Here is an 18,706-nt window from a genome sequence, read left to right as displayed (position 1 = left end):
GCTCGGGCTGGATTCCCTCGTTCGGAGGATGCGGGGACACTTCCCCGGATATGAGGTGCTCTCGTGTTGAGACTGGAGTCCGACACGGAAGGAGGGGCGCCATGACGGTTATGGCCGAGCGCGAAGCGCAGATGCTGCCGGAAGAGTTCGAGGAGAGCGCCTCTGCAGCACCCGAGACCGTCACCTGGAGTTCCTCGGGGGACGGATCGGGGTGAAGGGTATGCCGGATGGTGACCACGGCGAGATCATCAAATGGCTGATGCGCTGCTGCATGCAGCAGCGGTCTGACTTGTGGCTGTATCCGGACCGCGGGCTCAAGGTGGCCGCGTACCGAAAAGGGCGAGCTCGGGCAGACGGGGCGCTTGCGCCCGACGGTCACTTCCTTGGTAAGGGCGAATGGGCCGATCCGGAGGGTGTGTTGATGACGGTCGAGGTCACCTCTCACGACCACGACACCGATGCGCGCGACCGTAGGCAAAGGCCCGCCGCCTATGCTGCGGCGGGCATCCCCGTCTGTTTCCTGGTCGACCGACAGGCGGGGGCCGCCATCGTTCACTCCGGCCCTGGCGATTTCGACTACCGCGACCTACACACTGTGCTTTTCGGAGAGAAGCTGGTGCTTCCGGAGCCTGTGGAGGTCAAGCTCGACACCGCAGTCCTGGAGGAACACGTGCAGTGAGTGAGGTAGCTGGCTTCAGGACCACCGGGTGATCTGGCTCGCTCGGGCGGCGTAGGGCTTTCGGCGTCGAGCGGCGTCGGCGTAGCGTCTGGATCATGTTTGCTGCCTACGCCGCGCGCATCGACAAGGATCGGCCGCTCGACGGCCTGGAGTTGGGCGAACGCCCCGAACCCACCGCTCCGGACCGCTGGACGACGGTCTCCGTCCGTGCGGCCTCCCTCAACCATCACGACCTGTGGTCGCTGCGCGGCGTCGGGCTCGGCGAGGAGTCGCTGCCGATGATCCTCGGCTGCGACGCGGCAGGCGTCGACGCCGAAGGCAACGAGGTGGTCCTCCACTCCGTCATCGGGCAGAGCGGGCACGGCGTGGGTCCGAAGGAGCCGCGTTCGATCCTCACCGAGCGGTATCAGGGGACGTTCGCCGAGCGCGTCGCCGTGCCCGAGTGGAACGTGCTGCCGAAGCCGAAGGAGCTGTCGTTCGCCGAGGCCGCCTGCCTGCCGACGGCGTGGCTCACCGCGTACCGGATGCTCTTCACCAAGGCGGGGGTCCGCCCCGGTGATAGCGTGCTCGTCCAGGGCGCGGGCGGTGGCGTCGCAACGGCCGCAATCGTCCTCGGTGCGGCTGCCGGGCTGCGGATCTTCGCGACCAGCAGGGACGAGGCGAAGCGCAAGCGTGCCGAGGAGCTGGGCGCGGAGGCGGCCGTCGAGACGGGGGCGCGGCTGCCGCAGCGCGTGGACGCCGTGATCGAGACGGTGGGCGCCGCCACCTGGTCGCACTCGCTGAAGTCGCTGAAGCCCGGCGGCACCGTGGTGATCTCCGGCGCGACGAGCGGGCCCAACCCCTCGGCCGCCGAACTCAACCGCGTCTTCTTCCTGGAGCTGAACGTCGCGGGCTCCACGATGGGCACCAAGGAGGAGCTCGCCTCCCTGCTCGACTTCTGCGTCGCCAAGGGCGTGCGGCCCGTGGTCGACTCGACGCATCCGCTCGACCGGGCCCGCGACGCGTTCGGGAAGATGGCGGAGGGCGACCACTTCGGGAAGCTGGTGCTCACCGTCTGAGCCGGTCTTCCGCGGCCGGTGGTGAACTGCGCTTGCGTGCACCGGGCTTGGGGCTCCGAGTCAGTGCCGTGTGCGGGGCGGCGGCCGATTCCCGACCGTGCGGCGGTGCAGATCTTGTGTACGCCGCCCCGCACCGGTAGAGCGGTCGGCGACGGTTCGGCGATCGGAGCGGAGGCTGCAACGGATGGACGTACGGCGAACGGAGAGAGCCGGGCACGGGGGAGACGCGCGCACGGTGCGGCCGGAGGAGGTGTCCGACGTCACGGACCTTCTCCACGTCGCCTTCCGCGACGACCCGGTGAGCCGCTGGGTCTTCCCCGACGAGGGCCACAGGGAGGCGGCCCACCCGCGGCTCTTCGGCACGTTCCTCGCGATGTCGGCGCGCCACGGCACCGCCGAACTCGCCGCCGACGCACGGGCGGTGGCCCTTTGGTTCCGGTCCTCGGGCGGGGAGTTGACCGGCGGCGACGAGCTCGACGAGGCCCTCGGCCGCGTCGACCCGGGCAACGTGCGGCTGCCGGCGCTGGGCGAGGCGACGGGCGACCACCACCCGACGGCCGACCACGCCTATCTCCAGGCGATCGCCGTCCACCCCGAGGACCAGGGCAGAGGACTCGGCGGGCGGCTGCTGCGCCGGGCGCTCGACCGCTGCGACCGCGAGGGCCTCCCCGCCTACCTGGAGGCGAGCAACGAGCACAGCCGGGGGATCTACCTCCACTACGGCTTCGTGGAGACGTCCGCGCCCGTGAGGCTGCCGTTCGGCGGCCCGCCGATGTGGCCCATGTGGCGGGAGCCCAAGGGGGGTTAGGCCCGCGTCGACGCGGTGCGGGAGCGGCGGTGCCGTGGCTGTCCGGTTGCGGTGGGCTGCTCGGGGTCGTTCACCGGTGCAGCCGGTAGGGCCGGCGGGCACGCTGTGCCGTGGTGCGGGGCCGTCCGGTGGGGCGGGTCGACGGGTCGGGCTGTCGCAAGGGGGTGCGTCAGGCGTGGTGGGACGGGTTGTCCAGCGGGGTGTGGCGGCTGAGGGCTGCCCTGTCCTGGTCGGGGGCAGGGCAGGTGCCGTGTCGTCCGGCGGGGCGCGTCTCGACGGGTCGGGTCGCCGCAATTGGGCGCCGGTCGGGTGCGGTTGGCGGGCTGTTCAGCGGGGCGTGGTGCCGGAGAGCCGTGTTGCCTTGGCTGGGTGTCCGGCAGGTTGATTGGTGCCGGGCCGTCGAGCGGGTCGGGCTGCCGTAACTGGGTGCGGGTGAGGTGCAGTTGGACGGGTCGTCCAGTGGATAGTGCCGGCACGGGGCCGTGTGGCCTTGTCCGGGCTCCGGGCAGGCCAGTGGTGCCGAAGCGTTCAGCGGGACGGGTGCCGACGAGTCGGCCGGATACGAGCCGTGGAACAGATCCATTTGATGGAACACTCCGGGGCGGACGCACGGCCGAGAGGCCAACCATGCGTGAGGCAGGTTCAGTTGGACGGGTCGTCGCCCGTCGGTGGTTCGGGGGCCGGCTTCTCGGCCCGGGCTGTGCCCGGGCCGTCCGGGCCGAAGTACACGTCGGGGTCACGGAGGGCGGCGCCGAGATGGGCGGCCGTGGTGGAGAGTTGACGGCGCACCTCGCGGAGGCGCCGCTCGTCGACGCCGGTGTCGCGGGCGGCGTCGCGGATGTCGTCGCGAAAGCGGTCGAGGAGGCGCTCCAGGCTGCGCGCCGGGTCGTCCTGGAGGACTTCCTCGCCCCAGGCGGGATCGGGCCGTGGCGTCGCCTCTTCCCGGTGCTGGGGCGGGGGCGCGCTCTGGGCCTCCGGGGGAGGGGCGGGGGCGTGCTGCTGGCCCAACCGGTCCATTTCGCGGGTGAATTCGGCCATCCCGTCGCGGAGCGCCGTCGCCCAGTCCCCTGTGCGGCGGCCGCTCTGGACCTGGTCGCGCACCCGACGGGCGACGCGCTGCAACTCCTCGACGGCGTCCTGGTGCGCCTCGCGTTCCTTCTCCGCCTGGTGCTTCGCGCGGCGGGCCTCGTCCTTCGCCTCGCGCGCCTGCTCCTTCCACGCCTCCTTGGCCCGCCGGACCTCTTCCTTGGCCCTGCGCCACGCCTCGCCGTCAGCCGAGGGGCGCTCGGCGCCGCCGGAAGGGCGCTCTTCGCCGCAGGCCGAGCCGGTGGCGCTCGCCGAGCGGCCACCGCCCTGCATGCGCTGCCGCATCTCGCGGCGCAAGTCGTCGGCGGAGCCGCGGACGTCCTCGCGGATGTCGGCCGCAAGGGCGGAGAGGGAGGCTCCTATCTCCAGCTCCAGCTCGGCCAACTCCGCTTTCCGATCGGCGAGTTCCTCCAAGCCTGCCGGGGTGATGGCGTAGGTCTTGCGGCCGCCCTCGGTGGTGTGGGTGACGAGTCCCTCGGCCTCCAGCTTGGCGAGGCGCGGGTAGACGGTGCCCGCCGAAGGGGCGTAGAGCCCTTGGAAGCGTTCCTTGAGCAGGCGCATGATCTCGTAGCCGTGCCGGGGGGCTTCCTCGAGAAGCTTCAGCAGGTAGAGGCGGAGCCGGCCGTGGGCGAAGACTGGGGGCATCTCAGCGCTCCTCGAGGACGATCGGTTCGGCGTCGGCCGGCGACGGCGGGCGGAGCAGGAGGGCGACGGGCCCCGAGGCGCTGCCGGCGCGCAACCGCCCCGCGGAGTTGCCGTAGGCACGGCGCAGGCTGTGCGCGCCCGGCCAAGGGAAAGGCGAGGTCTTCTCGAAGTCGCAGGTGACCGCCGAGGAGCTGCTCGCCCGCACCTCCGCGTCGACGGGCCGCGGCATCCGGACGGCCACCTCGCCTGTGACGGTGGTCAGTTCGACGTCGGTGGCGGCGTCCGGGGCGCGGCCGAGATCGACGATGACGGCACCGCTGACCGAGTCGGCGTGGAGCGCCGAGCCGGCGTCCTCGACGGAGGTGAGGTCCCCGGAGACGGAGTGGAAGCGGAGCGACCCGCGGCGGCCCTGCGCCTCCACGCACCCGGAGACGGTGTGTGCCGAGACGGTCCCGGAGAGCCCGACGAGGGTCGCCTCACCGGAGACCGACTGGAGCTCGGCCCGGCCCCGCAGCCCCGAGACGACGGCGTGTGCGGAGACGGCGCCGAGGCGGAGAGCCGAGGCGCGCGGCACGGAGAGGGTGAGGCGCGCGGAGCGGCGGGTGTCCTTGCGATCGAGCCAGTCGAGGAGGCCGTGCCAGGTGAGTTCGCCGTGGTTGATGCTGAGGCGGTCGCCGCTGCGGTCCACGCGGAGCGGCGGGCCCTCGACGCTCTCCACCTCCAGCCGCGCGGTGCTCTCCTCGGTGCCGACGATGTTCACGGCGCCGTCGACGAGGCGGATGTCGACCGCGTCGACGGCCTCGAAGACGACCGTCTGCGGGCTGTCGATCCACCGGCTCTGCTCGGCCATGGCGCTCCCCCTGGGGTCTGCATACGACGCGTGGACGCGCACGGGCCGGCGACGGTGGCCCGACACGGTCGCCCCGCAGGGGCTCCGGACGGCAGCCGGGGCTCCCCGGCGCCGTCCGTGACCCCTGCGGGACACCCCCGTACCACCGCGAGACGGCGACATATCGCATCCTCGCCCAAACACGATATGTCGCGTCGTCGATGGCCGCAACCCGCTCGCGCCCGCCACCGCGCGCGGGTCAACGCGCCGGTGGGCGTCCCGAGTTGCCGCCCGCACCGTCACCGGCGCCCAGCCCCGCGGTCACTCGTCGTCCTCGTCCTCGAGCCGCGCGAGCCAGGTCGCCAGCCGCTCCACGGGCACCTCGAAGTCGGGGTTGAGGTCGACGAAGGCGCGCAGTTGGTCGGCGAGCCAGCCGAGGGTGACCTCCTCCTCGCCCCGCCGGTCGGCGAGCTCCTCGATGCCTCGGTCGGTGAAGTACACGGTGCTGCTCCTGTCGGGTACGACGTCTCTCGGACCCCCATTCTCCGCGCTGCCGGGAGCGCCTTTCACCGCTGCCCACCGGGCGGTACGGAGCCGATGAGCGAGAGCACACCGGGCGCGTAGGGAGCGATGTCGATCCCCGCCACGAGCCCGGCCTCCAGGCGGAAGCGGATCAGCGCCCAGGCGTGCCCGCCGGGTGCGACGACCGCGCCCGGACGCCCCGAGACCAGCACCGGAGCAGCGACGGCGATCCGCCCGGCGAAGGCCCTCGTCTCCTCCGCGATCTCCTCGGCCCCGTCGACCCGGGTCCGTACGCCTTCGGGGAGCAGCCGGCGATCGGCCTGGCGGACGGCGCCGGGCGCGAGCAGTCCGACGAGCCGTGCGAGGTCGCCGCCGCGCGCGGCGGCGAGGAACGCCTCGACGAGGGCGAGGTGTTCGGCGTCCGAGTCCGAAGCGGCCGGCGGTGCCGCGTGCAGCCTGGTGCGCGCACGGCTGGCGAGTTTCTTCGCCGCTCCCGGGCTCGTGCCGAGGACCTGCGCGACGTCCGTGAAGGGAAGGGCGAAGAGGTCGTGGAGCACGTAGGCCACCCGTTGGCTCGGCGACAGCTCGTCGAGGAGGACGAGGAGCGCCCGAGACACCCGCTCCCGGCGGAGGAAGGCCTCTTCCGCGTCGAGCTGTCCGTCCGGCACGTCCTGTGCGAGCAGGGGGAGTTCGCCGCGCCGCTCGCGGGTCCTGAGGAGGTCGAGGCAGAGGCGGGCGGTGACGGTGGTGAACCAGCCGGCCGGGTTGGCCACGTCCGCCGTACCGGCTGCCTGCGCTCTCACCCAGGCGGCCTGGACGGCGTCCTCCGCGTCGTGGTGCGAGCCGACGATCCGGAGCGCGAGCGACATCAGCCGGGGCCGTGCCGCCTCGAATTGCTCGACGAGTTCCACGGGGTCACCTTTCGTGCGTGCGGGACGTCAGAAGGGCGGGAGACACCGACGACCCGACGGGCACGCCCCGTTCGAGGAGGCACTGATGAGTCTAAGCACCGTCCGCCCAGACCGGCCGTCCGCACCGCAGCCGGCCACCGTGCGGGGGAGGTGCGGCAGTTGAGCGCGGTCGCCGAAGGCGTGCTGCTCGCCGCGACCTTCGCCTGCCTCCTGGCCAACGCGTGCGAGGTGGTGGCGAAGGCCGCGGGGGCGCGCTTCGTCACGGAGAACGCCGCGGAGGTGGGCGTCGACAGGAAGTGGATTCCTGGCCTCGCGGTGCTGGAAGGGGCCGGCGCCGCGGGGCTGTTGCTCGGGCTCCTCGGGCTGCCGCGGCTCGGGGCGGCTGCCGCGCTCGGTCTCGTGCTCTTCTTCGCGGGGGCGGTCGCCGCGCACGCCCGGGCGCGCGTCTTCCACAACCTCGCGTTCCCCGCGGCCTTTCTGTTTCTCGCCGTGGCCGCCCTCGGGCACTTCCTCGGGGCGGCCTAGCCGTCCCCGCGCCAGGTGAGCGAGACGGAGAGCGCCGCTTTGCCCTCCCCGTCGGCGAGGAGCGCCACCGTGCGGCCGGGGCGCAGCGCGAGTTCCACGCCGAACGACACGGTCACCTCGTGCGGCGCCGCGGCCGCCGCGGCGCCGCGTACGGCCGAACCCACGCCGGCGATCACCTCGTTGAGCTGCTCGACGCGGGCGGAGAGCCGATCGACCGCGCCGACGTCGCGGTACCCGAACCCGTCGTCCTCCGCGCCCTCCGGCAGCTCGGCATCGTCCGGCACGGTCACCCTCGCCAACACTCGCCCGCCTCCCGGGAGTTCGACCTCCTGGATGATCGGTTCCACACCGTTCTCCTCTCGACGGCGGACGGCCCGCCGCCGCCCGTGCCACGCGTTCCCATCCTCGCCCCTCGCGGCCGCCGGCACCCTCCCGTCCGCGGAGTACCGGGACTAGCCTGTCCCTTCACGACGGCGGACGGGGGCGAGCACGGCGCATGGACGAGTTGCGGACGGCGGGCAGGGCGCGGCAGCGGTGCGCCCGTGCGCGATGACGTCGGGGGGAGGCTCCGCGGACATCCTCGGGGAGGCCGTGCGCCCCTCCGTGGTGCGGATCGGCGCGTCGGGCGAACCGGGAGGCGCCGCGGGGAAGTTCTGGGGCAGCGGCTTCTTCGTGGCACCGGGCTGGGTGCTGACGGCGGGGCACGTCGCGGCTGCGGGCGGCGAGGAGGTCTGGCGCGGAGCCGCACCCGTCGCCGTGACCACGGCAGAGGAGGAGGTGCTCGAAGGTGAGCTCGTCTTCTCCCTCCCGGACCCCGACACGGTGCGCACACGGGCCTGGCCCTTTCCCGACCTGGCCCTCGTGCGGGTCTCCGCCGCCTACCCGTTCGACCCCGAGTGCCTCTGGCTGAGCGACCGCTCCACCCTCGCGCCCGCGCCCGGCTGCGGGCTCTACGGATGGATCGAGGTGCCGGGCGGCGGGGTCGAGTTCCACCCCAGCGTCGGCTCGGTGAGCGGCGGCCGGGGCGGCCATCTCGTCGTGCAGGGCGGGCAGTTGCGTGCGGGCTGCTCCGGCGGCCCCGTCGTCGATCTCGAGCGGGGCGCGGTGATCGGCGTCTGCAAGGGCGCCGAGTCGACGGGGAGCGTCGCCACCCCCATCACCGCGCTGCGCACCCTCTGCGACGAGACGCCTGCGGCCGCGCGCGTCCTCCACGAGGTCCTCGGCGCCCACGACAGGTACCACCGCGGCCGGCTCCTCGTGCCCGGCGAGTGCTGGCCCCGCATCCAGCCCCGGCTCCAGCGCGGCGACGGTACGTTCACGCCCGAGCTGCGCACCGCGCTCTACGAGCTCTTCGCCCGGCTTCCGGCCCCGCGCACCGCCGGCGAGGTGCTGGAACTCGCCAACGAGGCCAGGGACATGGTGTTGCGTCCTTCGTACCACGTCCGCGAGTACCGGCCACGGAGCTGGCGCGAGGGTGCCGGTCTCCTCTACGACGCGCACGACGGCCGCGTTCCGGGCGGCGCCGGCGCATCCGGCATGGAGTTGGAGGCCGTGGTCTTCTACGCGGCCAAGGTCTGCAGCGCGCTCGCCTGGGAACAGCGTGGTCCTGCGGACGCGCTGGAGGCGCTCGCGGCGTGGGTGGAGGAGACCGGCCTGCGGGTTGACAACCCGGTCATCGCGGAGCGGGTCGCCGATCTGCTCGCCGAGGACCCGAGGGCGGCATCGGCGCGGGCCGACGTCCGCGTCGTCATCCATCCCGAACTCTCCCAACCGGGCACGCACACCTGGCAGATCGAGCTGCTGCGGCCGCGCGGGCACCACCGCGTCCAGCAGGTCGGCGGGCGGGCCGTGGCGCGCTCCCGGCTGCGCGAAGCGATCTGCGCGGCGCTGCCGGCGGCGCTCGACCTGGGGGACGCCTTCACGCACCTCGCCGCCGTCGAGTTCGTGGTGCCGCGGCAGCTCTTCGACCTGCCCGTCGAGCGGTGGGAGGTGCGGACGCCGGACGGCGGAGCGTGCCAGCAGCTCGGCCTCCACCGCAGCGTCGTGCTCCGCGACTGGCAGCGCACCGTCGGCAGCCCGGACCCGCCCGAGGAGGAGGTGGCGGTGCGCGAGGAGCGGTGGCAGGGGGTGAGCCGCGGCCCGATGGAGGCCCACCCGCTCCTCCCCGAGCGTGCCGGCCGGCGTCAGCCGGGCGAACTCTCCGCGGCCGTTGGCGAGTTCGAGCCGCTCGAGCGCCTCGCCCCGACGGCCGTCCCGCTCCACCACGCCGGGGTCTCCCAGGGCGCGGCGGCCCGCGCGGTGGATGCCGCGATGGACGCGGGGTACGCGGTCGCACTCTGGCTGCGCGAGGACCCGTCCGGGGCGCCCCCTACCGGGGGCGCGCAACTGGAGCTCGTGAGCAGCCTCCTCGACGAGTCGGTGCAGGCCGCCGGACTGCCCGCACGCGTACGGGAGTTGCGCAGGCGCGGTGAAGAGGGGAACGGTACCGAGGCAGCCTGTGCACGGCGTCTCTCGCTCCTCTACGATCCGCCTCAGCGGCAGCGCCGCGGCGCGGGCCCGCTCGGTGAGCCGCGGCGCCGAGGGAGCTCGGGGAGTCGGACGAGAACCGGTCGGTAGCCGCGTGGGCGGGTATTCACAGCGGTGGAGGGGAAGCCCGCACGCCGGCGGGCGACTTCGACGAGGCACGTGAGGAGCGAGCGTGAGCGACTGGCGCATCTACCGCGGCGTGGGCCTGCGGCACGACGACATCCGCCGCCTCCCCGACCCGCCGCCCTGGCGCGACTTCACCTCCCGCGACGACCCCCCGCAGGCCGACGGCACCACGGAGCCGGGCGCGCACGCCGACACCGGCGACACGGCGCGCCGTCTCGGGGCCGAGCGCGTGCGGCACCAGCTCGTCGAGAACCTCCACCCGCACCCGGAGGAGGTGGAGGCCGTCAACGCCGCCCTCTACCTGCGCCGCCCGCTCCTCGTCACCGGCAACCCGGGCACCGGCAAGTCCACCCTCGCGCATTCCGTGGCCCACGAGTTGGGGCTCGGACGGGTGCTCCGCTGGCCGATCGTCAGCCGCACCGCGCTCGCCGACGGCCTCTACCACTACGACGCGCTCGGACGCCTACAGGACGTCCAGCTCGACAGGGCGGTCCAGCAGGGCCCGGTGAGCCATCCGCCCCTCGGGTCGTACATCCGTCTCGGCCCGCTCGGCACCGCACTGCTGCCCACCGCGGACGGGCTGCCCCGGGTGCTCCTCATCGACGAGCTGGACAAGTGCGACATCGATCTGCCCAACGACCTCCTCAACGTTCTGGAGGAGGGCCGGTTCGACATCCCCGAGTTGGAGCGCGTCGCCGACCGCGAGCCGGTCGCCGAGGTGCTCACGGACGACGGGGTGCGCGTGCCCGTCCGCGGGGGGCGCGTCGAATGCAGCGTCTTCCCCTTCATCGTGATGACCTCCAACGGCGAGCGCGACTTCCCGGCGCCCATGCTCCGGCGCTGCATCCATCTGGAGCTGAAGCCGCCGGGGGAGCGCCAACTCGCCGCCATGGTCGCGGCGCACCTCGGCGAGGAGGCGCTCCGCGAGGGCGGCGAGCTGGTGCAGCGCTTCCTCGACCGCGATCCGGGCAGCCTCGTCGCCACCGACCAGCTCCTCAACGCGCTCTACCTCACCCAGCAGGCCGAGGGGGCAGAGCGCCTCACCCGTGAGCGTCTCGCCGAGATGCTGCTCCGCCCCCTCGACCAGACGGAGTGACCCACGATGCCGACCGAGCCGGCGCCACCGCGTGCGGGCCCACGCGGACACCGTCCGGGCCCGTCGTGAGCGGCGAACACCTCGCACCACTCGCCGAGTTGGCGACGCGGCTCGCCGCTCTCTCCTGGGAGCCGGACGCCGAGGCGCTCGCCGACGCCGTCTGGCTCGCCCGGCACGTCTCCGCCCGGCCGCCGGCGCCCAGGGCCGCGCCCGGGGCGGCCGACGAGCCCGCGGTGGCCGAGCACCCCGCACCGCCGCCTGACGCCCGCGTCGCCGCGCCCGAACCGCCGGCCCCCGAGTTCGCCGACGACGTCCCGCTCTTCATCCCGCCGTCGGCCGAGGGCCACCCGTCCGACCCGTACACCGCGCCGCGGTCCGAGGAGCCCGCGCCGCCGTCCCCAGGCGCCGAGAACGGCCCCTCGCTCCAGCGAGTGCGCGCTCCCGCCGTCAGCGCCCTCTCCGGGCTCCTCCAACTTCAGCGCGCTCTGCGGCCGTTGGCCCGCTACCGCCCGCCCGTCCCGGAGGTGCGCCGGCGCACGCACCGGCTCGACGAGCGGGCCTCCGCCGAGGCGAGCGCGCGTTCCGGCGCGCTCACGCCCGTCTTCGCTCCGTCGCGCGCCCGTACGACGGAGATGCAGCTCGTGATGGACGCCTCGCCGACGTCTTCCGTGTGGCGGCTCGCCTTCGAGCAACTCCGGCAGAGCTGCGAGCAGTCCGGCGCCTTCCGGGACGTCCGCGCCTTCTACCTGCACCGCACCCAGGCCGGGACGCCCGCGGTGAGCACCTCGCCCCGGATCGAGGACCGCGGGCTCCGGCCGCCGGGGCAGTTCGGCGACGTCACGGGCCGGCGGTTCACGCTGCTGCTCAGCGACTGTGCGGGACGGCTCTGGGAGGAGGGCGCGGCGCAACGGATGCTCCACGCCTGGTGCCGCGGCCCGGCCCCGGTCGCCCTCGTGCAGCCGCTGCCGCCGCGGCTGTGGCCGCGTACGGCGCTCCCCGCCGAGTCGGGGGAGCTGCGCCGTATGGAGGGCGGCGGCCGGGTCCTCTTCCGCGCCGACCGCGGGCCCGCCGCACGCCCCGGCGCGCACGCCGTCCCCGTCCTCCTCCCCGTGCCCGGTGCGCTGGCGAACTGGGCGCGCATGATGGGGAGTCGGGCGCCGCAGACGACGAGGGGCGCCGCTGCCCGCGTCCACCAGGCGTACCCGCCCGTCCGCCCGCGCACCGGCGCCGTCGACGATCCGCACCGACTCCTCGACGACTTCCTCGCCGGCGCCTCACCCGGCGCCGTCGAACTCGCCGTCCACCTCACGGCCGTGCCGTTGCTACCGCCCGTCATCGAACTGGTGCAGCGCGCCATGCTCCCCGACACGGGGCCGATGGAGCTCGCCGAAGTCCTTCTCGGCGGCGTACTGGAGCGGCTGCCCGAGCGCGGCGGCGGTCCGCGCTACCGCTTTGCGCCCGGCGTTGCCGAGCTCCTCGCGGACTCGCTCGACCGCGACGCGTCGCTGCTCGTTCTCAAGCACGTATCGGAGTACGTCACGCAGCACTTCGGGCGCGGGGTGCGCAACTTCCCGGCGCTCGCGGCGCTTCGGCTCGCCGGCGGCGACGAACCGTCGGAGGGGCAGGACGAGTGGGGCGCCGCCGCGTGGCGTCCGCCGGGCGGTGAGGAGCTGTTCGCGCAGGTGCCGGAGGCGGTCGTCGTCCGCTTCCTCGGGACGGAAGCCGCCGGGTTCGCCGTGTCCGGGCCCGCCGAGGAGCAGATGCTCGACGAGGTCGAGGAGGTGCTGCGGGAGCGCCCCGACCCGGGCTACGCGGAGGGGGCGCGCAGGCTGCGGCACGCGGAGGCGCTCGCGTCGAGCGTGCTCGACGCTCCGGAGGCGGCCCCCGGCGTGCACCGGCGCGCCCGTCTGCTGCTCGCGCGCACCCTTCGCGCCCGGGCACACGCGCACGCCGACGCACACCCAGTCCCGGAAGCGCCGACCCTCCTTTCCCGCGCCCTCGACCTGCTCCGCGACGACGACGCCGCCTCCGGACGCGAACGCGCCGCCGTCCACCACGCGTTGTGGCGAGCCACGTCCGGGCGCGCACACCTCTTCGCCGCCCGCGACGAACTGCTGCGGCTCGGGGAGTCCTCCCAGGGCGCCGACGCGCTCGCACTCGCCCGCGTCCTCCTCGACCTCGCGCGCACGGCGGACGACGCCCCGGAGCGCCGCCGGTGGGGCGGGCAGGCCGTCCGGCTCTTCGCCGAGTACGCCGAGCAGTCGGAGGCACGGGGGCGCCTCTCCGCAACGGCGCTCCTCGACCGTGCCGCAGCGCTGCGGGCGGCGGAGGCGCCCGAGGCCGAACTCCTGCACACCCTCGCCGAAGCCCGCGAGGCCGCCGGCGAGAACCACGACCTCCGCTTCCACGTGGCCCTCGCCGAGGCGCGGACGCACCGCGCCGCCTCCCGCTGGCCCGAGGCCGAGCGCTGCTACGCCGAGGCCGAGCAGCACTGCGAGCGCTACTCGGAGCGGCGGTGCGAACTGCTCGCGGAATGGGGAGAGTTGCGGCTCAGCGAGATGGCAGAACCGCACCGCGCAGAGGGCCTCCTCCACGAAGCGCTGACGGGCGCACGGCAGGGCGCCGGCATCACCCTCCACCTCCAGCGCCTCCTCGCCGACGCGCTCCTGCGCCGCTACCGCACCGCCGCGTTCCTCCCCGACCTCTACGAGGCGACCCACCTCCTGCACAGCGCGGCCCACCAAGCGGAGGAACCGCTGCGCCGAGCCGAGTACTGGCGGCTGCTGGCCGAGGCGTACGGCGCCTTCCCGGAAGCGGAACCGCCACGTCAGCAGGCGGAAGAGGCGCTGGCACGGGCGACCGCAGCCGCGTACGAGGCGTTGGACGACGCGACCGGCACGCCGGCGCACCTGCGCACCGCGCGGATCGAGCTCTTCCGCACCCTGCTGTCGCACGGTCGTGCCACGGAGACCGCGGGCCGCCCGAGCGCCGCGCTCGACCTCTACCGCACGGCGGCCGAACAGGCGCGACTCCTCGCCGCGGAGCCGGGCCCCACCGGCTCAGCTCCCCGACTCGCTGCCGCCGAGACCGAGTTCGTACGGCAGCGCATCCGCCTCCTCGAAGGCGACATCGACCCCTGGGAGAACGACTCGACGCGGTGAGCCGAGGCCCGAGGCGGGGGCCCGCGCCCGGCCGAACGGGTTTTCTCATCTGGTGTGGGGGGGAAGAAGTCAACAGCCGCGGGGGCCTTGGCAGCAGCGGCCGTCGGCGACCGCTGAAAGGGAAGGCGAGGATGGCGAAGGACACGGAAACGGCAGTCGGCGGGGGAGAGTTCCCCGGGACCGCGCCTCCGCTCCCCGACCTCTCCGGCGTCGATCTCCGCACCCTGCGTCTGACCCCTCGGGCCCAACTCCCCGGCCTCGCAGCGGCGGTCGACCACGTGCTCGCCAACCCGGCCGCGGAGCACGGCGGTTGGAACAACCACCCCGACCCCAACCCCAACCCGCTCCCCGGCACGTGACGCCGTCGGCCCCCACCAGGGCCGGGTCCTGACCGTGCCTGCGGCACCCACGCCCCGCCGCAGCGCGCCGCAGGGCGACCCGCGCCTCCACCTGCGCGCCGGCGCCGGCGCCGCGCAGCCGGCCGACCGGGCCCTCCTCCGTCGACTCCTCCACCACCGCAGGCTCGTCCTGCTCCGTGCCCTGTGGGAGCGCACCGCCGAACTCGGGCCACCGTCCCCGCACTTCACCGCGGCCTGGCGCCTCCTCGAAGCGGCCGAGCAGCGGAACCCGGCGGCCGTGCGGCGAGTCCTCCTCTATCCCACGGTCGGCCTCCGGCTCGCCGCCGCCCTCTCGGCGCCTGAAAGGCCCGGTGCGTCCGCACCGGCCGGCTTCGGTGAGATCGCCTGCGCCGCCGCCGTCGCCGCCCGCGTGCCCGCCGTGCACCGGCTCGCGCCGCCGAGCGACTCGGCCGTGCTCCCCGGGCTCGGTCGATTCGCCGCGCCCGGCGGCGAGTTGACGCTCCCGCACGTACGCGCCGCGGTGCGGCCGCGCAGGCTCCCCGGCGCAGCGGCCCGCCTCGACGACGTCGAGCCGCTCCACACGGCCGACGGCACGCCCACCGGCGTACGCACCGACAGGCGCACCTGGTCGGCCAGGTTCGGTGCCGCGCTCGGCGTGCTCTCGGCCGTCGACGCGGAGGGCGGAGCCGAGGTCCGCTCGCTCCTCCAGTGCGTACTCCCGCTCCCAGAACCGCCGCACGGCGGCGGCCACTCCAGCATGACGCTGCGCGCCGCACCCGGCGCCGTCTTCACCACGCTGCCCGCCGACGCGTACTCCTTCGCCGCCGTCCTCGTCCACGAGGTACAGCACACCAAGCTCGCCCTCCTCGACGTCCTCCGCCCGCTCCACACCGCCCGGAACCACGAGCGGTACGAGGTCGGCTGGCGGAGCGATCCGCGCCCCGTCGAGGCGGTACTCCAGGGAACGTTCGCGCACCTCGCCCTCGCCGAACTCTGGCACCGCCTCGCGACGGGACCAACCGCGCGCGCGGCCGCCGTACCGTGCAGTCACGAGGCGTGGCAGCAGACCGCCCGGACGCTGGCGCAGCTCCGAGACTCCAATGAACTCACCTACGAGGGACGGCAGTTCGTGCGCGGCATGGTGCTGAGGCATACTCGGCTCGGCCGTGGCCTACGGCGGCGACGTCCCGCACGGGTCGCTCTCCCGGAGACTGTCATCGCCACGTGACCTACGGTAATCTTCCCGCTGGTTGGCCCGGTGACGGACCGCCGCCGAACGCACCGAGGGAGAGCGGCGCATGAACGCTCAGCCGAAGCCGAAGAGCGCGCAGGCCCAGGGCCCCGAGCACGTCCTCGTCGTCTTCCCTGGCTACTACCGTCAGTGGGCCACCTGGATCTACCAGACGCTGGAGAGCCGCGGCCACAGCGTCAACATGCAGCGCTGGGACCCTCCCAGGGACGAACCGCTCGAACGCGGCCTCGGCGACCTCCTCCTCTCCGAGGGCCGTGTCCTGCTGGTCCTCAACGAGTGGTTCTTCGAGCTGGGCCCCCGCCCCGAGGGCGAGTGGGACGGGGTGCTGCGAGGCTTCGTCGCGGAGAACCGCCACAGGTTCGCCGCCGTCCACCTCACCGACCAGCCCCTCCCCGCGGCCACTTCGGTCCTCAGGCCCGCCGAGCTCTACGGCATCGGCGAGGAAGAGGCCGTGCACCGTCTTCTGGAGCGCCTCGAACTCCCCGACGGCCGCCCGCGCCCGCGCCCCGGCGCGCTCCGCTTCCCCGGCGACCCCCCGCCCGTCTGGGGCGCGGTGCCCCGCCGCAACCACCAGTTCACCGGCAGGGACGACCTCCTCAACACCCTTCAGCACCGGCTCTCCGACGCCGTGCGCGACACCGCCGCCTGCGCGATCGTCGGCATGCCCGGCATCGGGAAGACCGAGCTCGCGGCCGAGTACGCCTACCGCTTCCGGCCGCAGTACGACGTCGTCTGGTGGGTGCCCGCCGACACCCGCAGCAGCCTCCGCGAGCGGTACAGCGAACTCGCCCCCCGGCTCGGCATCACCGCCGAGACGGGCGGCCCGGGCGAGCGCATCAGGGCGCTCCGCGAGACGCTGCGCACGGGCGAGCCGTACCGCCGCTGGCTCGTCGTCTTCGACGGCTGGGACGACGTCGAGGGCGCCGAACAGATCCTCCCCCAGGGCGAGGGGCATGTCCTGATCACCTCCCGTTACCGCTCCTGGTCCCAACTGGTCGATCAGCTCGAGGTCCCCGGGTTCCAGCGCGCCGAGTCCACCGGCTTCCTCATGCGCCGGGCCTCGCACCTCACCGCCGAGGAGGCCGACCGGGTCTCCGTCGAGTTCGAGGACCTGCCGCTCGCGCTCGTCCAGGCCGCCGCGCTGCTCGGCGAGTCCGGGATGCAGGCCGACGAGTACCTCTCGATGGTCCGCGAGCGCCCGTACCACGCGATGCCGCACCCGGACACCCCGAGCGAGTATCCGCAGTCCTCGCTCACCTCCTGGTCCATACTGATCAACCGGCTGCGCAGGGAGCAGCCCCGCACCGTCGAACTCCTCGCCCTCTGCTCGGCGTTCGCGCCGGGACGCATCCCGCTCGGACTCGTCCGCCAGGTTCCGGAGGCCGAACTCCCCGAGCAGCTTCGGTGGGTCGCGCGGGACGGCTCCGGGTGGGCGCGCGCCATCGACACCCTCGTCAACTTCTGCGTACTCCGCAGGGACGTCGACGAGCGACAGAACCTGTCGGACGACGACCGCGGTGGCGAGACGGTCCGGATGCACCGCGTCGTGCACAGCATCATCAGCCGCCTCACCTCCGACGACAACCGCGAGGAGTACCGCAGGGCCGTACGCCGCGCTCTCGCCAGGGCCGACCCGGGCAACGCGCTCGACAGCCGCTCGTGGCCCAAGTACGCGGAGATCCGCGCGCACTTGGAGCCCTCGGGCGCCCTCGACTCCCGCAACCCCCGGGTCCGCGAGACGGTCGTCAACTGTCTCCGGTACTGCCTGCGGAGCGGCGAGTACATCTCCGGCAGCCAGCTCGCCGACCGCGTACGCCGCCATTGGACGGGCGTCGTCCCCGGGGACGACCGCCTCTGGATGCAGCTCACCAGCCAGCAGGGCGCCATCCTCCGCGAGAGCGGCGACTTCCACCGCGCCTACGAGCTCGACCAGGCGCTCTTCGAGGACCTCCAGTCGGCCACACCGGTGGACGAGTACTCCCTCAACTTCGCCCGCAGCGCCCTCGCCGCCGACTACCGCAGTCTCGGCCGCTACCAGGAGGCGCTCGACGAGCAGCTCCAGTGCCTGGAGGACGCCGAACGCATCCTCGGGCCCGCCGACTTCAACACGCTCGTCGCCAGGGACAGTGTCGCCTTCTCGCTCCGTTTCCTCGGGCGCTACCAAGAGGCGTACGAGGTCGACAAGCAGGTCCTGCGCCAGCGCGAGGAGGTGCTGCGCGAGCGCGCGCCCGCGACCCTGCACTCCGGCAACTCCTGCGCCCTCGACCTGCGCCTCCTCGGCCGCTTCCGGGAGGCCGCAGCGCGCCAGGAGCAGGGCATGCGCCTCCACCTCCAGGTCCTCGGCGCCGACCACCCGCAGACCCTGTGGGCCCGCCACCACCTCGCGCTCTGCCGCTACCGCGCCGGGCTCGACCGCAGCGAGACGGCGGGCCAGCTCGCGGGGCTGCTGGAGCGCCGCCGTCAGGTGCACGGGCGCACCCACTTCGAAGCGCTCATCGTCGCCAACGACTACGGCAACTTCCTCCGCGAGCACGGCGACCTGGGCGAGTCCCGCGACCTCCTGACCGAGGCCGAGAGCGGTTTCCGCGAACTCCTCGGCCCCGCGCACCCGGTGGCGACAGGGCTCCAGAGCAACGTCGGCCTGCTCCTCCAGGCGGAGGGGGCGCGCAACGAGGCGGTCGCCCTCTTCAAGCAGGCGTACAGCGGCCTCGCCGTCCTCCTCGGCGAGGAGCACCCGTGGACGCTCGGCTGCGCCCTCAACGCCGCAGGCGGCCACAACATCATCGGAGACCTCGACGAGGCAGCCGAGCTGAGCCGCAACACCCTCAGCCGCGCCCGCCAAGTCCTCGGCGACGACCACCCGCTGACGCTCTCGTCCCAGATCGCCCTCGCCGCCGACCTCCGCGCCCTCCGCCAACGCACCGAGGCGGGCAAGCTCGAGGAGGACGCCCTCGAACGCCTCACCCGCACCATGGGCGCCCAGCACCCGCACACCCTCAGCGCCCGCCAACGCATGCGCCCGCACTGGAACTTCGAGGCTTACCTGGGGTGAGGACGGGCGCCGACGCGCCCTCGCGGGTGGTCTCGAGTCGCGGAGGCGTGCCCGTCACCGTAGCGGTGAGG

At 74.0% G+C, this 18,706-nt stretch carries 14 protein-coding genes and 1 pseudogene; 10 read left to right on the top strand and 5 right to left on the bottom strand.

Features of this window, described 5'->3' with window-relative positions:
• Nucleotides 1-101 precede the first annotated feature (101 nt).
• From F603_RS31630 to F603_RS0105845, 3 genes and pseudogenes are all read left to right on the top strand, one after another.
• Nucleotides 102-679, top strand: a pseudogene (locus F603_RS31630) (Uma2 family endonuclease).
• Nucleotides 680-774: 95 nt separating this feature from the next.
• The gene (locus F603_RS0105850) at nt 775-1,737 is read left to right on the top strand and encodes a zinc-binding dehydrogenase (protein WP_019545079.1); all 963 of its coding nucleotides are present in this window, start codon (nt 775-777) and stop codon (nt 1,735-1,737) included.
• A 250-nt stretch (nt 1,738-1,987) separates the two neighbouring features.
• Nucleotides 1,988-2,545: a GNAT family N-acetyltransferase gene (locus tag F603_RS0105845; RefSeq protein ID WP_342665904.1), complete on the top strand. Its 558-nt coding sequence runs from the start codon at nt 1,988-1,990 to the stop codon at nt 2,543-2,545.
• Nucleotides 2,546-3,187: 642 nt separating this feature from the next.
• Here F603_RS0105845 and F603_RS0105840 read toward each other — a convergent pair.
• The 4 genes from F603_RS0105840 to F603_RS0105825 form a co-directional block, all read right to left on the bottom strand.
• A complete protein-coding gene (locus F603_RS0105840; protein ID WP_019545077.1) occupies nt 3,188-4,276 on the bottom strand; it encodes a PadR family transcriptional regulator in 1,089 nt (362 codons plus the stop codon).
• Nucleotide 4,277: 1 nt separating this feature from the next.
• Entirely contained in the window at nt 4,278-5,126 is an 849-nt protein-coding gene (locus F603_RS0105835; RefSeq protein WP_019545076.1) for a DUF4097 family beta strand repeat-containing protein, read from the bottom strand.
• A 300-nt stretch (nt 5,127-5,426) separates the two neighbouring features.
• Entirely contained in the window at nt 5,427-5,606 is a 180-nt protein-coding gene (locus F603_RS0105830; RefSeq protein ID WP_016907469.1) for a DUF6104 family protein, read from the bottom strand.
• 65 nt (nt 5,607-5,671) lie between these two features.
• The gene (locus F603_RS0105825; protein ID WP_019545075.1) at nt 5,672-6,538 is read right to left on the bottom strand and encodes a sigma-70 family RNA polymerase sigma factor; all 867 of its coding nucleotides are present in this window, start codon (nt 6,536-6,538) and stop codon (nt 5,672-5,674) included.
• A gap of 150 nt (nt 6,539-6,688) precedes the next feature.
• Between F603_RS0105825 and F603_RS0105820 the strand changes: the two genes are divergently transcribed.
• A complete protein-coding gene (locus tag F603_RS0105820; RefSeq protein WP_106431242.1) occupies nt 6,689-7,063 on the top strand; it encodes a DoxX family protein in 375 nt (124 codons plus the stop codon).
• Here the strand turns inward: F603_RS0105820 and F603_RS0105815 are convergent.
• Nucleotides 7,060-7,410, bottom strand: coding sequence for a CU044_2847 family protein (locus F603_RS0105815; protein WP_019545073.1), 351 nt, complete (start codon nt 7,408-7,410; stop codon nt 7,060-7,062). The genes F603_RS0105820 and F603_RS0105815 overlap by 4 nt on opposite strands.
• A 202-nt stretch (nt 7,411-7,612) precedes the next feature.
• On the opposite strand from F603_RS0105815, the gene F603_RS0105810 reads away from it, so the two are divergent.
• From F603_RS0105810 to fxsT, 6 genes are all read left to right on the top strand, one after another.
• Entirely contained in the window at nt 7,613-9,679 is a 2,067-nt protein-coding gene (locus tag F603_RS0105810; RefSeq protein WP_019545072.1) for a VMAP-C domain-containing protein, read from the top strand.
• Between the two features lie 82 nt (nt 9,680-9,761).
• The gene (locus tag F603_RS0105805; RefSeq protein WP_019545071.1) at nt 9,762-10,811 is read left to right on the top strand and encodes an AAA family ATPase; all 1,050 of its coding nucleotides are present in this window, start codon (nt 9,762-9,764) and stop codon (nt 10,809-10,811) included.
• Between the two features lie 65 nt (nt 10,812-10,876).
• Complete coding sequence (locus tag F603_RS0105800; RefSeq protein WP_245600694.1) at nt 10,877-13,972, top strand: SAV_2336 N-terminal domain-related protein; 3,096 nt, start codon at nt 10,877-10,879, stop codon at nt 13,970-13,972.
• A 131-nt stretch (nt 13,973-14,103) separates the two neighbouring features.
• Nucleotides 14,104-14,331 (top strand): hypothetical protein, encoded by a 228-nt coding sequence (locus tag F603_RS0105795; RefSeq protein ID WP_019545069.1) that lies wholly within the window; start codon nt 14,104-14,106, stop codon nt 14,329-14,331.
• A 34-nt stretch (nt 14,332-14,365) separates the two neighbouring features.
• Entirely contained in the window at nt 14,366-15,559 is a 1,194-nt protein-coding gene (locus F603_RS0105790) for an aKG-HExxH-type peptide beta-hydroxylase (protein WP_019545068.1), read from the top strand.
• A gap of 70 nt (nt 15,560-15,629) precedes the next feature.
• Nucleotides 15,630-18,635 (top strand): FxSxx-COOH system tetratricopeptide repeat protein, encoded by a 3,006-nt coding sequence (fxsT, locus tag F603_RS0105785; RefSeq protein ID WP_019545067.1) that lies wholly within the window; start codon nt 15,630-15,632, stop codon nt 18,633-18,635.
• The last annotated feature ends 71 nt before the right edge of the window (nt 18,636-18,706 follow it).

It is taken from the genome of Streptomyces sulphureus DSM 40104, from assembly GCF_000381025.1.
GTDB classification, from domain to species: domain Bacteria; phylum Actinomycetota; class Actinomycetes; order Streptomycetales; family Streptomycetaceae; genus Streptomyces; species Streptomyces sulphureus.
This window is presented reverse-complemented; position numbering and strand designations above follow the sequence as displayed.

Bases quoted from the DNA above. Each gene is read 5' to 3' on its own strand.
- F603_RS0105850 (WP_019545079.1), top strand. From the start codon at position 775: ATGTTTGCTGCCTACGCCGCGCGCATCGACAAGGATCGGCCGCTCGAC.
- F603_RS0105840 (WP_019545077.1), bottom strand. From the start codon at position 4,276: ATGCCCCCAGTCTTCGCCCACGGCCGGCTCCGCCTCTACCTGCTGAAG.
- F603_RS0105835 (WP_019545076.1), bottom strand. From the start codon at position 5,126: ATGGCCGAGCAGAGCCGGTGGATCGACAGCCCGCAGACGGTCGTCTTC.
- F603_RS0105810 (WP_019545072.1), top strand. From the start codon at position 7,613: ATGACGTCGGGGGGAGGCTCCGCGGACATCCTCGGGGAGGCCGTGCGC.
- F603_RS0105795 (WP_019545069.1), top strand. From the start codon at position 14,104: ATGGCGAAGGACACGGAAACGGCAGTCGGCGGGGGAGAGTTCCCCGGG.
- fxsT (WP_019545067.1), top strand. From the start codon at position 15,630: ATGAACGCTCAGCCGAAGCCGAAGAGCGCGCAGGCCCAGGGCCCCGAG.